Annotated in this window: 10 protein-coding genes; 8 read left to right on the forward strand and 2 right to left on the reverse strand. The window is 47.2% G+C overall.

Annotated features, from left to right (window positions below; genetic code table 11):
• Positions 1–299 precede the first annotated feature (299 nt).
• Positions 300–1430 carry a linear amide C-N hydrolase gene (locus C9J01_RS19510; RefSeq protein WP_237157016.1) on the forward strand — a complete coding sequence of 377 codons (1131 nt, stop codon included), beginning with the start codon at positions 300–302 and terminating at the stop codon, positions 1428–1430.
• 499 nt (positions 1431–1929) lie between these two features.
• Positions 1930–3567 (forward strand): tetratricopeptide repeat protein, encoded by a 1638-nt coding sequence (locus tag C9J01_RS19515; RefSeq protein WP_201797846.1) that lies wholly within the window; start codon positions 1930–1932, stop codon positions 3565–3567.
• A 118-nt stretch (positions 3568–3685) separates the two neighbouring features.
• On the opposite strand, the gene C9J01_RS19520 is transcribed toward C9J01_RS19515, so the two are convergent.
• On the reverse strand, positions 3686–4951 hold the full coding sequence (locus tag C9J01_RS19520; protein ID WP_107299813.1) for an SGNH/GDSL hydrolase family protein: 1266 nt from the start codon (positions 4949–4951) through the stop codon (positions 3686–3688).
• Positions 4952–5355: 404 nt separating this feature from the next.
• Here C9J01_RS19520 and C9J01_RS19525 point away from each other — a divergent pair, with 404 nt between their 5' ends.
• Positions 5356–6264 carry a dienelactone hydrolase family protein gene (locus C9J01_RS19525; RefSeq protein WP_107299814.1) on the forward strand — a complete coding sequence of 303 codons (909 nt, stop codon included), beginning with the start codon at positions 5356–5358 and terminating at the stop codon, positions 6262–6264.
• 102 nt (positions 6265–6366) lie between these two features.
• Here the strand turns inward: C9J01_RS19525 and C9J01_RS19530 are convergent, their stop codons facing one another.
• Positions 6367–6927, reverse strand: coding sequence for a hypothetical protein (locus C9J01_RS19530; protein WP_107299815.1), 561 nt, complete (start codon positions 6925–6927; stop codon positions 6367–6369).
• Positions 6928–7348: 421 nt separating this feature from the next.
• On the opposite strand from C9J01_RS19530, the gene ygfM reads away from it, so the two are divergent.
• From ygfM to C9J01_RS19555, 5 genes are all read left to right on the forward strand, one after another.
• Complete coding sequence (gene ygfM / locus C9J01_RS19535; RefSeq protein ID WP_107299816.1) at positions 7349–8143, forward strand: molybdopterin-dependent oxidoreductase FAD-binding subunit; 795 nt, start codon at positions 7349–7351, stop codon at positions 8141–8143.
• Between the two features lie 2 nt (positions 8144–8145).
• The gene (locus C9J01_RS19540; protein WP_107299817.1) at positions 8146–11016 is read left to right on the forward strand and encodes a molybdopterin-dependent oxidoreductase Mo/Fe-S-binding subunit; all 2871 of its coding nucleotides are present in this window, start codon (positions 8146–8148) and stop codon (positions 11014–11016) included.
• A 251-nt stretch (positions 11017–11267) separates the two neighbouring features.
• Positions 11268–12674, forward strand: a complete 1407-nt coding sequence (locus tag C9J01_RS19545; RefSeq protein ID WP_107299818.1) for a nucleobase:cation symporter-2 family protein — start codon at positions 11268–11270, stop codon at positions 12672–12674.
• Between the two features lie 88 nt (positions 12675–12762).
• The gene (gene guaD / locus C9J01_RS19550) at positions 12763–14079 is read left to right on the forward strand and encodes a guanine deaminase (protein WP_107299819.1); all 1317 of its coding nucleotides are present in this window, start codon (positions 12763–12765) and stop codon (positions 14077–14079) included.
• 307 nt (positions 14080–14386) lie between these two features.
• Complete coding sequence (locus C9J01_RS19555; RefSeq protein WP_187462451.1) at positions 14387–15769, forward strand: NCS2 family permease; 1383 nt, start codon at positions 14387–14389, stop codon at positions 15767–15769.
• Positions 15770–15811: the final 42 nt, after the last annotated feature.

Raw genomic sequence — 15811 nt, forward strand, 5'->3', positions numbered from 1 at the left:
GATATTTTACATGTTTAAATCAAGCAGATACATTTTTGCCGTTCAAAGCATGCCGACGATTTCATCTTTGGGCGGCCTTTTAACTATTTGTGAAATTTTGACTATGCAATTAATTAACGAATTTGAGCCTAATCTATGCGAGAAATATCTGGGTGAGTGAACTTTATTAATTAATTTGTGAAATTACCCTTTATTAATATTAGTAAGGCTTCTAGTCGGAAAAATTATTTATACCGTTAACTGGTTTCACTTATTTTGTAATGAAACTGGTATTTCATGCAGATAACATAGGAAATATTATGAAGAAGTTTCCAGGAATGAAGAAATACCTTCCTGCACTTATTGCTGGTGCACTATCGTTAACCATTGGTAGTGTGGCAAACGCTTGTACTGGTGCTCGTCTTATCGCTGATGATGGTGCAGTTGTTTACGGTCGAACACTAGAGTGGGATTCATTCGATCTCAAATCACGAGTTTCGATCACGCCTCGTGGCCATCAGTTCACAGGTACCACCCCTGAAGGCCTGAATGGCAAACAGTGGCAGGGAAAATACGGTTATGTATCCCTCGACACATTGGAAAAGGACATTTACGTTGACGGCATGAATGAGAAGGGGTTGGCCGTTGGCCTTTATTACCACCCGGACTTCGCAAAATATATGGACTACCAGCCTGAGCAAGCAGCAGGTACCATTACAGCTACCGACCTTATCCCTTATTTACTTTCACAGTTCGAAACTGTTGATGAAGTCAAAGCTGCGATGGAAGAGCTTCAAATCGTTGCTGTCGTCCAACCAGAACTAGGGATCCCAGTGCCGGCTCACTGGATGGTGACCGAGCCTTCCGGAAAAGCGATTGCAATAGAAATCCTCGATGGTGAGGTGCGTATCTTTGAAAACCCACTGGGGATCATTACTAATGCTCCTAACTTTGACTGGCATATGACTAACCTGCGGAATTACATTCAGGTGTCAGGAAATGCTCACCCTGCAAAGAAGGCCGAAGGGCTTGAATTCTCAGCTCTGGGTGGTGGTAGTGGTATGCTTGGTTTACCAGGTGATCAAACGCCAGTGTCCCGATTCGTTCGTCTTGCGGCTTGGACACAAACAGCTCGTGATATGGAATCGACTGAAGATGCTACCTATGAGCTATTTAGGATCCTCGATAACTATAACGTTCCGCTTGGCAGTGCTGAAGGAACCGGTACCGTTGCCAGAGCACTTGAGGATGGTATGCGAAGTGCGACTTTATGGACTTCAGCATGGGATTTGGAAAACAAAACACTTTCCTACCACACCCAGTATAACCGACGCGTTCGCACTCTAAATTTTGATGCTATCGATTTCAGCGATACAGTTGGAGGTATCAAAAAAATCCAAATGGACATAGAAAAGAAACAGGATGTGGAAGATATCTCAAACAGGCTGTAAGCGCTGGACCTCCCATATTTAACCATCAGGTAGCCCATCCCAAAACTTACTTGCGGTTAGGCTACCTAATTTATCACAACCAACGTGCTACTTTTGTTGCCATCCAGATTGTCATCAGTTGACTGGATAGATATGGCATTTTCAGTCGTTTAGACGTACCCCACATAATCCATACTTTTCTAAATTAGCAATCTATATAACTCAGTTTTGTCCAAAAACGTGTCACAGAAGATGGGTGATCTACCCAAAAAGCCCAGACATACCCGACTCGTTAAAACACCAAGTGACCGACAAAGACAGAACACGGCTTTGAATGTTGGGCAGACTAGTCATTGCAACTGGCACTGAGCTTGTTATACCTAAGATTGCTTTTACGTGTAACTTGTTAAGCCCGTTAATTCTAACCCTGTCCTTTAGGGCATCGCAGGGCAGGTTTTTACCTATACTTTCTTCAATCAACTTTAGGTACACCTAGCTACCTATGTTCTGGAGTAAGAATATGAGTATGAATAGTCGGCATGGCCTGCGATTGATGGCGGCCATATTTATCAGCTCAGCATTCCTTGGCCAGAGTGCTTATGCGGCAAACCACTCCGGTGACAAGGACAAACTTGGCACCGTTCAATTTCCTACCTCTTGCAATTCAGACAGCCAGCCTAAGTTAGAAAAAGGGCTCGCTTTGTTGCATCACATGACCTACGTCGGTGCGCAGGCAACGTTCGAAGAAGTCATCAAAAGTGATCCTGATTGCGCCATGGCCTACTGGGGAGTGGCAATGTCAATGATACACCCACTTTGGTCTGATCCGCCCGATGAAGATGAATTTGCCAAAGGCCAAGCAATGCTTGAATTAGCTGCAAGTAAAGGAGAGAAAACGCCGCGGGAGCTTGCCTATATTGCGGCGGTTGAAAGTTACTATGCTCAGGGCCGTAATACCAAAGAAGCCGCTAACCTCACTGCTTTCGAGCAAGGCTGGAAAAAAGTGATGGAGTCGTTTCCGGATGATCCTGAAGCGACCGCTTTCTATGCGTTGGCCCATTTGGCAACGGCTTCACCGGACGATAAAAGCTATGTAATACAGAAGAAGGCGGGTGAGACCGCAGCCACCGTTTTGGAAAAGATCCCTGAACATCCGGGAGGGCATCACTATATAATCCATGCCTATGATTATCCCGAGCTGGCCCCCAAAGCACTGGATGTGGCTCGCAGTTACGGAGATATTGCCCCATCTATTCCTCATGCTTTGCATATGCCAACGCATATTTTTACCCGGCTTGGCTTATGGCCAGAGTCAATCACCATGAATATTCGTTCTGCCGAAGCTGCCAAGAACCATCCTGCTGGCGATATGCTCTCTCTTCATTACCTCCATGCTTTTGATTATTTGGCATATTCATACCTGCAACAGGCACAGGATGCGAAAGCACTGGAAGTGGTAGAAACAATTCAAGGACTCGACGCACCGATTCAGCCGCATGTCGCTTCGGCCTACACGTTGGCCGCTGTGCCAGCTCGATATGCACTGGAAAGACAGCAATGGTCCGCTGCAGCAGAAATAGTGCCTAAAACACCCAGCAGTTATCCATGGGATAACTATCCGGCTATGGAGGCGATTACTCATTTTGCGAATGCACTTGGGGCTGCCCGAACCGGTGATAAGCAAGGTGCAGAGAAATCGCTGAAAAGGCTGAGTGAACTTAAGGCTCAAGCCGAAGAAAGTTCGGCCTATTGGGCCAAACAGGTAGAAATTCAGCGCCTGTCTGCATTGGCCTGGCATCAGTTCCACCAAGGCGAGCGTGAACAGGCATTGCAGACCATGCAAAGTGCTGCCGACCTAGAGGCGACTACTGAAAAGCATCCTGTGACACCAGGCGAAATCATCCCGGCGAGAGAGTTGCTGGCCGATATGCTTTGGGAAATGGAAATGTATCAACAAGCATTGGATGAATATGTCATAGCCTTGATCCGAAGCAAGAATCGATTTAACAGTCTTTATGGCGCAGCCCGTTCAGCGGAGATGGCTGGAGATAAAGATAAGGCTGGGCAATATTATCAAATGCTGATTGATGTCGCCGGAGAAGGGGATGCCGATAGGATGCGGTTGAAGCAGGCAAAAGAGTTTATCGCTGCCAAATAGAAGTACGTGAAAAGCAGAAAAGTTAGGGCTAATGCAAAACCACCTTCACTAGAAGGTGGTTTTTAATTTGTCATTTAGATAGCTAACTTCTAGTTTACATTCGTATTGAAAACCGAAGTTAAAAATCATACTGATTGATAACCCCAGCTAGGATCTTGTCAGCGATGTATTTGTGCGTTGCCGTGGTTGGATGGGTGACCCCCCAGAACACATACTTATCTGAGCCGTGATAAGCGCAGTCATTAGTTAAACTGTGGCTGTAGAGGTAATCCATTGCGCTGCTACGGTTGATGTTTAGGCAAGCATCTCTTGCGTTTTCAAATCCGTGGGCTGTTGGCTCAGAAGTTAGGTCATCAAACATCTGCGCGGCATCGACCAGCGCGATATTGATCCCTTTGTCTTGATAGAACTGAGCCTGTTCGCGGATATAGACATTGAATAGCTGGATTTTAGCCCGGATTTTTTCAATTTTATCTTGGGTCGAGTATTTAAACTGCGGAGCCTTGGTGACATCCGGCAGGGTAAACAACATAATATTTTGCGCGCCAGCGTCTGTCAGGCGAATAAGCGCGCTACTGAAGTCTGCTTTGACTTCAGACACTTCACGGTTGTAGTTCATGAAGTCGTTGAGGCCGAACTCCAAGGTAAACAGGGTACGTTTAGGCTGATAGTTTTGCGCCATTTTCATATAGGTCAGATAAGAGGTGACCTGATCATATACACCGGTCAGCGCTATGTACTGATTGGTGCCTGCTGCACCACCGACTGCCCAGTTATAAAGCGGGATATTTTTGTCACGGGCTAGGTATTCTGTCCATACTAATCCGTTGGAGAAGCGACCTAAAAACCAAGAGTTAGGGTTGGGAAATAGCCATTGTGAGGCGTTAAAAATATTGCCGGTATCAGACAGGCTATCACCAAAGGCAACCATTTTATTGATGGTACCTGGCTGGATAACAGGATCATTAAACCAAATAGAATGGTTGAAAGACAGCCGGTTATCTGCGGCATAGTAGCTTATATCAGCTGTTTCATGTTCAACGCCAAGTGTTGCCTTACAGTGCTCGATAATTTTCTCTTGGCTAGCATCGGTATAGAACATATTTTTATATGACACCGATGACCACCAATATCCGTCTAGAGTGAAGTAGTCGCCGTTTTCATCCAATGCCCACTCCCAGGTAGTTGCCGGGTCGTCATGATTATAATGTGGGCGGTACCAGCAGCGAACATAGGTATATGTTTGGTTTGCCTGAACACTGCTGACCTGATATGAAGTAATGGACTCGGGAGTAAGCGGTTCTGTAGTTGCTGTTTCTATAGCGATAGCCTCTGAAGCGTATGCCACGAAAGGTAATAATAGAGTAAGTAGTAATTTATTCATTGAATTTTTCTTCTTATTAATTAAATAGACGCTATTAACTGTATGATTAATAGGTGATTCTTGGAATATTTTGAAGGCGGTATTTTGCCTGTGAATGGTTTTATATCAATGGCTTTGTTTTGGGAATGGTTTTATTTGGTATAAAGATCGCTTAATAAACAGAAATGGAAAAATGGTATTGTCAATAAAGCTATATAGAATTGAGGAGTAGTTAGTTGAAGCCTTATCGCCATAGCACTTTATTACTTGGAGATTTTATTCAAAGTTATTTTGAGTGATCGTTCAAAATAATTGAAATCTCGACTATAGTTATTAAGTCAAATTATGGGCCGCTGATATTAAGGCTGTACAGCATGATCATTGGATAAGTGAAGACTGAAAATTGATGAGAACAAGGAAAAGTTATGAAACAAAATACCGAGTCTGTATCAACATCAACAAGACCTATTCCACAAGAAGCGTTTGATTGGTATGACGAGTATGCCCACGGTTTAATTGATCGAAGGGAGTTTTTATCAAGGCTCTCAGGACTGGCTGTGCTTGGGTTTACCATGACGACATTAACTTCTGCGTTAATTCCGAATTATGCGCTCGCGGAGCAGGTATCTTTCAATGACCCGTCAATCAAGGCAACCTATGAGAAGTTTCCTTCCCCCAAAGGGCACGGAGAGGGACAAGGTTACCTCGTCGTGCCAAGAGAATTGAAAGGTACGGCACCTGTTGTATTGGTTGTCCATGAAAATAGAGGGCTAAACCCATACATTAAAGATGTAGCAAGAAGACTTGCGGCCGCAGGTTATATTGCTTTTGCACCGGATGCACTATTTTCGTTAGGTGGTTACCCTGGTAATGATGATGAAGGTCGTGAGATGCAGAAATCTCTGTCGAGAGAGCTTATCGAAGAAGACTTTATCGCGGCAGCGAACTTCGTTAAATCGCATGAAAAAAGCAATGGGAAATTAGGCGCTGTAGGTTTTTGCTTTGGTGGCTATATTGTCAATATGTTGGCTGCTGTTATCCCTGATCAGTTAGATGCGGGTGTCCCGTTTTACGGTACCCCTGCAGCTCAAGATTTAAGAAAAAATGTCAAAGGTCCGTTGCTAATACACTTTGCCGGAATCGATAAACGTGTAAATGCAACTTGGCCGGAGTATGAAAAGGAGCTTAAAGAAATTGGTGCAGAATACACTGCTCATATCTATGAAGGTGTTAATCATGGCTTCCATAACGATTCGACAGGCCGGTATGCTGAAAAAGAGGCAGAGTTAGCCTGGAGCCGTACACTTGAGTTCTTTTCTAAACAACTAGCATAATTTTGTTAGCTGACAAAAGGGCAGATAATTTATCTGCCCATATATTTATAATATTCTTATTTCTATAACTGCTTTGTTTCATTCACAGAAATAACCTTAACTCTAACGAGTCCACTCCTGATAATACCTTATACAGCGTATTTCAGATGCTTTTTGAGGGAATTTGATATCATGACCTGTCACTTTGATGTTTCTTTCATCTTCGTTATAGCCAATAGAATATAAGCGGTAGTTTTCTGCGTACAATATCGGCCCGCTGCAATCGCGTTCACCGTGAAATGAAGCCCTCAACCATAATACCCATGTCACGCCTTCATCCGCGCTTGTGTTGCGATAGTTAGCAATGCGATCGGCGTAAAACTCCCAACCCCCGTTATAAAACATTGTGAACTGAGCCGGGTTTTCGTAATCAAGGCCTTCTCGAAAGAAGTCTAAATTTTCCAATAAAAATATAGGGTAAGAAAGAGAGCCTGGTTTACCTTTGGGCGGAAGAAGGCTCTGTGTTGTTGCCACTGCAGTAATTTCTGGCCCTTCTTCATTGACAGGCTCGTTGGCAGCAGCGTCAACGCTTTCGTCTTCATTCGACGAACTGCACCCAAACAATAACAAAGATAGAATACAACTTAATAAGACTGATTGAATACGACTAGTTTCAAACAACATAACAGCCCCAAACTATAGACAGTTTGATATGTAGTACAATTATAGTTTGCTACCTAGAATGTTCGATATAAGTTTCAGTCTAACGATGTGCCTATGCACTATCACTCCCATCCATATCATTTTGATAGCCCCCTGATATTATTTTGATATCACCTATCCGCTTAGTGATAACCGTTATTATCTACCTGATAACTTAGGGATTTATCCGGTGTAGAAAAAGTGACATGTGTCCCGACAGTGATCTCATTTTTACTGAAATTTAGGACTATGCTCACGAATCTTTGCCTCAGCAGACCAGTTTCAGCAGTTTGGCGTGTTTGTTGCCTTTTAGATATTCAAGACATCAATAACGTTCCGTAAAAGCCACTAGGCCGAACGCATGATGCAGGAATAACAATGAGAATGCGAAAAGGCAATTAACATGATTGAACAATATCTAACGCCTGATACCCCTGCTCAGGCACTTGAATTCAAGCAGCAGCATGGCAGCGATGCCATCTGGTTTGCAGGTGGATCCAAAATCAATGCAGCGCCAACTAAAACGGATAAAACAGTTGCTATCTCTCTGGGCAAGCTGAACCTTTCTAAAGTTGAGCAGCAAGGTGACAGCCTACACATTGGTGCGATGTGTCGTATCCAGCAACTGATTGACCACGAACTGGTGCCAGTGGCGTTGAAACAATCTGCGGCCTTTATCTATTCCCGTCACGTCCGCAACCAGGCTACATTGGGCGGTGAAATTGCTGCACGCCAACCAGAAGCTTTGCTTGTGCCTAGCTTGATTGCGTTAAGGGCAAAATTGAAACTGGCAAACGGCTTGGAAGTGGATGTAGAAGACTACATCAACAGCGAAGAGCGTGAGCTTATCGCTACCATCATTATCCCAGACAGGAACCTTACTTGTATCGGTTACAACATTGCCCGCTCAGCAGCGGGGCTTGCGATTGTGACTGCGGCGGTATCTATCGATAAACAAGGCAACAAGGTGATAGCCCTTGATGGTGTTTCCCCATTGCATAACGGCAGTGCCCGTCCGGTTCGCCTGCGTGATGTAGAAGCACAGGATCTAAAAGGGGAGCTTTTGGAACAAGCGGTGGCGGATGCGATCTATCCGGAAGCCGATATTCGCGGCAGTGTGGAATACAAGCGATATATCGCGGGCGTAGTAATCACGGATTTGATGGCTGAATGTCAGCACTTGGTAGAGGAAGCATAATCATGACGATTCAATTTACCTTAAATGGCCGCCCTCAATCTTTAGAATGTCGTCTTGGTGAAAATGTACAGACATTGCTGCACTCTTTGGGCTATCACTCGGTGCGCAACAGTGATGATGGCTGGGGCTTTGCCGGATCAGATGTGATCCTATTCAATGGTGAACTGATCAATGCTTCATTATTGATTGCCGCCCAACTTGAAGGCGCGGAAGTAAAAACCGCCGAAGCCCTCGGTGAATGGAACCAGTTGAGCCTGGTTCAGCAGGCGATGATCGATGTAGGTGTGGTGCAATCAGGTTATAACGATCCGGCATTGGCGCTGATCTTGACCGAGTTGCTTGAGCGTATCCCTCAGCCAAACCGTGAAGAAATTGATGACGCGCTATCAGGTTTGTTCAGCCGTGATGCGGGTTACCAGCAGTTCTACGAAGTCGTGGAATTGGCGGTGAAACGCTTGGGCGATCCTGACTATACCCAACAGTTTGCGCCAGAGTTCCGTGATGATCTTGCCGTAGTCGGTAAGAACTGTCCGAAGATTGATTCGGCAAAAATGGTTCAGGCCAAGCCGTGTTATGTTGAAGACCGCATTCCTGCCAACGCTTGCGTAATCAAGGTGCTCCGAAGCCCGCATGCCCATGCGTGGATTAAACATCTTGATGTGTCTAAAGCCGAAGCGTTACCGGGCATAGTTTCGGTGATCACGCATGAAAACTGCCCTGATATTCCTTACACACCAGGTGGCCAGAGTGCTCCTGAGCCATCACCGCTTGACCGCCGTATGTTCGGCCAGAAAATGCGCCATGTTGGCGACCGTGTTGCAGCGGTTGTCGCCGAGTCAGTAGAGGTTGCCGAGCAGGCGTTGAAGCTTATTGACGTTGAGTACGACGTACTTGAGCCTGTGATGAGCATTGACGAGGCAATGGCTGCCAACGCACCGATTATTCACAACGAGCCTATCGAATACGGTGTCGGTGCACCGGATGACTTGGAAGAGCAGAACCGCGATGCCGACCCACGAGAAGGCAAGCTGATTGTTAATTTCCCGATTGGCTGCTTCCCTCGCAAGAATATTGCCGCCAGCGTCCGTGGCCATATCGGTGACCTGAACAAAGGTTTTGCCGAAGCTGATGTGATTATCGAACGTACCTACGAGTCTAAGCAGGTACAGCAACTGCCGGTTGAAACCCATATCTGTTACAGCTACATGGATGGCGATCGTATCGTGATGCACGATTCGACTCAGGTGCCTTGGCACGTGCGCCGTCAGGTTGCCAAGATCTTGGGGGTCAAACAGAACAAAGTCCATATCGTCAAAGAGCGAGTGGGTGGGGGATACGGTTCAAAACAAGATATTTTGCTTGAGGATGTGTGTGCCTGGGCAACCTGGACCACAGGCCGTCCGGTTTACTTCCACCATACCCGTGAAGAAGAGTTTATCTGTAATTCAACCCGCCACGTTGCCAAAGTGACGGTGAAACTCGGTGCCAAGAAGGACGGTACGCTGACTGCGATTGATATGGACTTCCGTGCCAATACCGGCCCTTACGGTAACCACGCACTGACCGTCCCTTCAAATGGTCCTGCTCTGTCATTGCCACTGTACCCATGTGACAACGTCGATTTCAGGGTAACGACTTACTACTCCAATATATGTCCTACCGGGGCTTACCAAGGCTACGGCGCGCCGAAGGGCAACTTTGCCCTGACGATGGCAATGGCCGAAATGGCAGAAGAGTTGGGTATCGACCATCTGGATATGGTTGAGAAAAACCGCGTTGTTGAAGGTCAGGAGCTTAAGATCCTGGCGGCTATCGGTGAAGGTAAGATGCCGACCAGCGCACCGAAAGTACACAGCTGTGCATTGGAGCCAATCCTACGCGAAGGCCGCAAGCTGATTGAGTGGGATAGCCCGAAACAGGCTGACGGCGAGTGGAAAGTTGGCCGTGGTGTGGCGATTATCCAGCAGAAATCCGGTATTCCGGATATCGACCAAGCCAACTGCCGTATCAAGATGGCATCTGATGGTACTTTCATTGTCCACTCTGGTGGTGCCGATATCGGTACCGGCTTGGATACCGTGATCAGCAAGTTGACCGCAGAAGTATTGTGCTGCCCGATGGATGAAATTACTGTCCACTCCGGTGACACCGACCATGCACCGTTTGATAAAGGGGCTTACGCGTCGTCTGGTACTTGCTTCTCTGGTAATGCCGCCAAGCGTGCTGCCGAAGCGATGCGCGACAAGATCCTCAAATGCGGTGCCGAAATGATCGGAGAGTCAGTCGAGGATGTCGAGATTGTTTCACCTGGCTTGGTAAAAGGTAAGAAAGGCGAGGTGAGCTATTTCGATATTGCCCACAAAGCGGAAAGCGGAACAGGTTGGGGGCAGTTACTGGCTTCAGGTTGCTTCATTACACCTGAGTTTGCCTTCCCTTATGGTGCCAACTTCGCCGAAGTAGCGGTTAACACCCGTACCGGTGAAATCCGTCTGGATAAATTCCATGCCTTGCTTGATTGCGGTACGCCAGTTAACCCTGATTTGGCGCTTGGTCAGATTTATGGTGCCAGCATGCGTGCTATCGGCCACAGCTTGTATGAAGAGCTGATTTACGATGATAACGGCGTGCCTGTGACCCGCGACCTGAAAAGCTATGGCGCACCGAAGATCGGTGATATTCCTCGCGACTTCAAAGCGGTATTGGTACCGAGTGATGATCCGGTTGGCCCTTACGGAGCGAAATCGATATCTGAAATTGGGGTTAACGGTGCGGCACCTGCTATCGCCAATGCAATTCATGATGCATGTGGTGTCTGGTTACGTGACTGGCACTTCACTCCAGAGAAGATTTTGCAAGGTCTCAATAAGCTGTAACTAATACGCAAGCGGTCATTTCCAGGGGATGGGAAATGGCCGTTTTGTTTTTCGGCTCCGGTTTTCCGGGCTGGTGTTTTGGCAATTACGCCGTCATGACTTGGCTGGTATCGATTGTCCCAGTAACTGAATCTATTTCTGGGTAGTCAAGATAGTAAGCGGGTAGGCAGGCACAGGCTCTATTGAGCTTGGTGTAAAGGGCCCTGGAGTTTCTGGCTAGGTTATCGATTAAGATTTCGGATGGAACAGAAATGAAACTACTGTACAACGTGGAAGACAAGCCCCCTGTGGGCGCCTCTATTCTTTTAGCTCTTCAACACATGCTTGCCGCCATGGGGGCGATAATAGCTGTGCCCTTGGTGGTTGGTAGTGCAATCGGACTGCCAACCGACCAAATGGTGATCTTGGTCAACGCCGCCCTGATGGTCTCGGGGGTGGTAACCATCATCCAGTGTAAGGGGGTAGGCCCAGTTGGGATCCGCCTTCCTGTGGTAATGGGGACCAGTTTTACCTTTGTCGCCATCTCTATTTCAATCGGCTTGGACTCAGGGATCTCTGGCGTGTTCGGTGCGTCCTTAATCGGCTCATTGGTGATGATCATCGGTAGCCGTTTCATGCCGCAAATCCGCAAACTGTTCCCGCCAGTAGTTTCTGGTACCGTCGTGGTGCTAATTGGCCTGACTATTTTACCTGTTTCCGTTGACTGGTTTGCCGGTGGCTTTGTTGGGCAGGAGCACTACGGCCAAATCAATAACCTGATGCTTGGCTTATTGGTGCTGGTGGTAGTTATTGTCTTGTCGCAACTAGGTAAGGGGCTAATTTCTGCAGCGGCAATCGTGATCGGTATGATGGTCGGCTATATCGTGGCTATATTTATGGGGGTAGTTGACTTTACTCCTGTACAAGATGCCAAGTTCTTTTCCTTACCAGAGTTACTACCTTTCGGCTTAAGTTTTACTGTCAGTGGTGTCATTGGTATGTCCATAGCCTATTTGGTGACCATCATGGAATCTACCGGAGATTTCCTTGCTCTTAGTGATGCGACTCATACCAAATTAACAGGGAAAAAACTGTCGAAAGGGATTTTGTGTGACGGTGTCGGCAGTGCGCTGGCGTCGGTATTTGGCGCAACCCCATTCTCATCATTCAGCCAGAATGTCGGTATTGTATCTATAACCGGTGTGGCTAGCCGCCATGTCGTCGCTGTTACCGGTGTGATCATGCTCATTGCCGGCATGTTCCCGAAACTGGGCGGCATTGTGGTCACTATTCCTTCTCCGGTACTTGGCGGTGCAGGACTTGTGATGTTCGCAATGATCATCTCTGCAGGGATTGGCATCCTGTCACGAATTAATTTTACCAAACGCAATATGCTAATCATCGCTGTCGGCGTTGCTTCCGGTATGGCAGTGACTGTACGTCCGGAGATCTTGACGTATATGCCAGATTCAATGCGCGTCATCCTTGGTTCGGGTATCACAACCGGTTCACTGGTCGCACTGGGGCTGAACATAGTGCTGGGTATCAACCGTGCCGATGAAGCGGAAAGTGCAAAAGAAAAACGAGAAGCACTGAAAGAGCAAATTAAAGAATGTGAAGCGTGTGAAAAGGCATTGGCCGAGGAAGAGGCAATGCAATCACGCGAGCAACAGGCTTAAACACATAACAGAAAGAATTTGAAAAATGACAGTGCTGGAATTAACGGTGACCCTACCACTGTCCAGCCAGAAAAGATAAGAGGTAATCATGGAATATACCCAATCAGTGAAAGCAATTAGAGCGTCGATATTGGATATTGCCAAGGTTGTCGACAAGCCTGAGGACATAGAGCAGAACATTCGCTTTATCGAAGACGGCTTGATGCTAGTCGACAACGGCCGTATTGAATGGGTTGGCGAATGGGAAGATGGAAAAGATCAAATCCCGCCGACAGTGAGGATCCGTAGTTATCCCGGCAAGATTGTGATGCCAGGCTTTGTTGATACCCATATCCACTATCCACAAGCCGAAATGGTCGGTGCTTACGGTGAGCAACTGCTGGAATGGTTGAATAACTACACCTTCCCGACGGAAGCCAGGTACAAAGACAAAGACTATTCCCGCGAAATGTCGACCTTCTTTATCAAGCAGCTACTGCGCAACGGTACTACCACTGCCTTGGTATTCGGTACGGTTCACCCTGAATCGGTAGATGCGCTGTTTGAGGAAGCCGAGAAAATAAACATGCGGATGATTGCCGGTAAGGTGATGATGGACCGCAATGCGCCAGAATACCTGCTCGATACCCCAGAAATTGGTTACAACCAAACCAAAGAATTGATTGAGCGTTGGCACAAGCGTGGACGTTTGCTCTATGCCATCACCCCGCGTTTTGCTCCAACCTCGTCGCCAGAGCAACTAGCGATGGCAGGAAAGCTCAAGGAAGAGTATCCAGATGCCTATGTGCACACCCACCTATGTGAAAACAAGAATGAAATCGCTTGGGTGAAGGAGCTTTACCCTGAGCAGGATGGCTACCTTGATGTGTACCACCACCATGGATTGACAGGTTCGAAGAGTGTTTTTGCCCATTGTATCCACCTTGAAGACGAAGAGTGGGATTGCCTACAAGAAACCGACTCTGCCGTTGCGTTCTGCCCAACTTCGAACCTTTACCTAGGTAGTGGCTTGTTTAAGCTGCAGGAAGCCTGGAAGCGCAAGGTAAAAGTGGGGATGGGGACCGATATTGGCGCAGGCACCACTTTCAATATGATGCAAACCCTCAACGAAGCCTACAAAGTGATGCAATTGCAGCAGCACCGCTTGTCGGCCTTCGAGGCGTTTTACCTCGCAACGCTGGGTGGCGCGAAGTCACTGTCGTTGGATCACCTGATCGGTAACTTCGAAGTAGGCAAAGAGGCCGATTTTGTCATCATCGACCCATGCTCGACGCCATTGCAGCAACTTCGCTATGACAGCTCGAAAGATTTGGCCGAGAAACTGTTCATGCTAATGACATTAGGTGACGACCGAAGCATCTACCGAACTTACGTAGACGGTCGCTTAGTGTACGAGCGAGGTTAAATTTTGCGCAAACGGTTTCGCCGGAAAATAAGTTTTTGACAATGCAGGGTGAGCAAAGCGTATAATCGCCGCCAATTTACCTTGCCCAGCCCCGGTTTTCACTCTAGGGATATTCCATTTTAGGAAATTGATGGGTTCTGATTACTGGGGTTGTGTCGATAAAAGTCAGCAACATTTTTAACGTGACAGACAAGTCACAGCCCCAAAAAAGCAATCGATTGCGACGGGGCGGGTTGAGAGGAAGCTCAACGTTTTTCAAGGTGATCAGGCTGCGAGCCTGACGCTAAATTTTACAAGGAATCACATCATGTCTGAAAATAGTTCGATTCATCATGAATCTACAGTTGTAGCAGAAGACACACCCCGTAAAGGCGGGTTGGATGGGTATTTTAAAATCTCCCAGCGCGGTAGTAGTGTCAAACAGGAAGTCGTTGCCGGTCTGACGACCTTTTTGGCAATGGTTTACTCCGTTATCGTTGTACCGAGTATGCTGGGTGCCGCTGGTTTTAACCAAGGTGCGGTGTTTATCGCGACCTGTTTGGTAGCCGCTTTCGGTTCACTATTGATGGGCCTATGGGCCAACCTGCCGATGGCGATTGGCTGTGCAATTTCACTGACCGCCTTTACTGCCTTTAGTTTGGTATTAGGGCAGGGGATCAGCATTCCGGTTGCTCTGGGTGCGGTATTCCTGATGGGTGTCGTGTTTACGGGTATTACCGTTACTGGTGTACGGCAGTGGATACTTACCAATCTTCCATTCGGTATTGCTCATGGTACGGGTATCGGTATCGGTCTGTTCTTGCTGTTGATCGCCGCTAACGGTGTTGGCTTGGTCGTTCAGAACCCGCATGAAGGCCTACCTGTTGCGCTGGGCGAGTTCACATCACTGCCTGTTATCATGTCTATCGTCGGTTTGGCGGCTATCTTCGGCCTTGAAAAGCGCCGCGTACCAGGCGGTATCTTATTGGTCATTATCGCTATTTCAATCTTCGGTTTGATTTTCGACCCGAACGTGACTTACCAGGGCTTATTTGCGATGCCATCGTTTGGCGCTGAGGGTGAATCGCTACTAGGCACCATGGATATCATGGGGGCATTGAACCCAATCGTGATCCCAAGTGTATTGGCATTGGTCATGACTGCGATCTTCGATGCAACCGGTACAATCCGCGCAGTTGCAGGCCAAGCTAACCTGCTTGATAAAGATGGCCAGATCATTGATGGCGGTAAAGCTCTGACTTCTGACTCGGTCAGTAGTATTTTTGCAGGCTTCGTCGGTGGTGCACCAGCGGCGGTATATATTGAATCTGCAGCGGGTACTGCAGCAGGCGGTAAAACTGGCCTGACTGCAACGGTAGTCGGTGGCTTGTTCTTGCTGCTATTGTTCCTATCACCTATCAGTTACCTAGTGCCAGCTTATGCTACAGCGCCAGCGCTTATGTACGTTGGTCTGCTAATGATGAGCAATGTTAGCAAGTTGGATATGGCTGACTCTGTTGATGCGCTATCTGGTCTTGTCTGTGCGGTATTTATCGTACTAACAGGTAACATCGTTACCGGTATTATGCTTGGCTTTGGTTCTCTCGTTATTGGTCGTGTAATTTCTGGTGAAGCAAAACGCCTAAATGTCGGTACTGTAATCATCGCTATTGTGCTGATAGCCTTCTACGCCGGTGGTTGGGCGATTTAAACTCCCCTCAATGTAAGCACCACAATTTGGTTAATAAACAAA

It is taken from the genome of Photobacterium rosenbergii (assembly GCF_003026455.1).
Taxonomy (GTDB): domain Bacteria; phylum Pseudomonadota; class Gammaproteobacteria; order Enterobacterales; family Vibrionaceae; genus Photobacterium; species Photobacterium rosenbergii.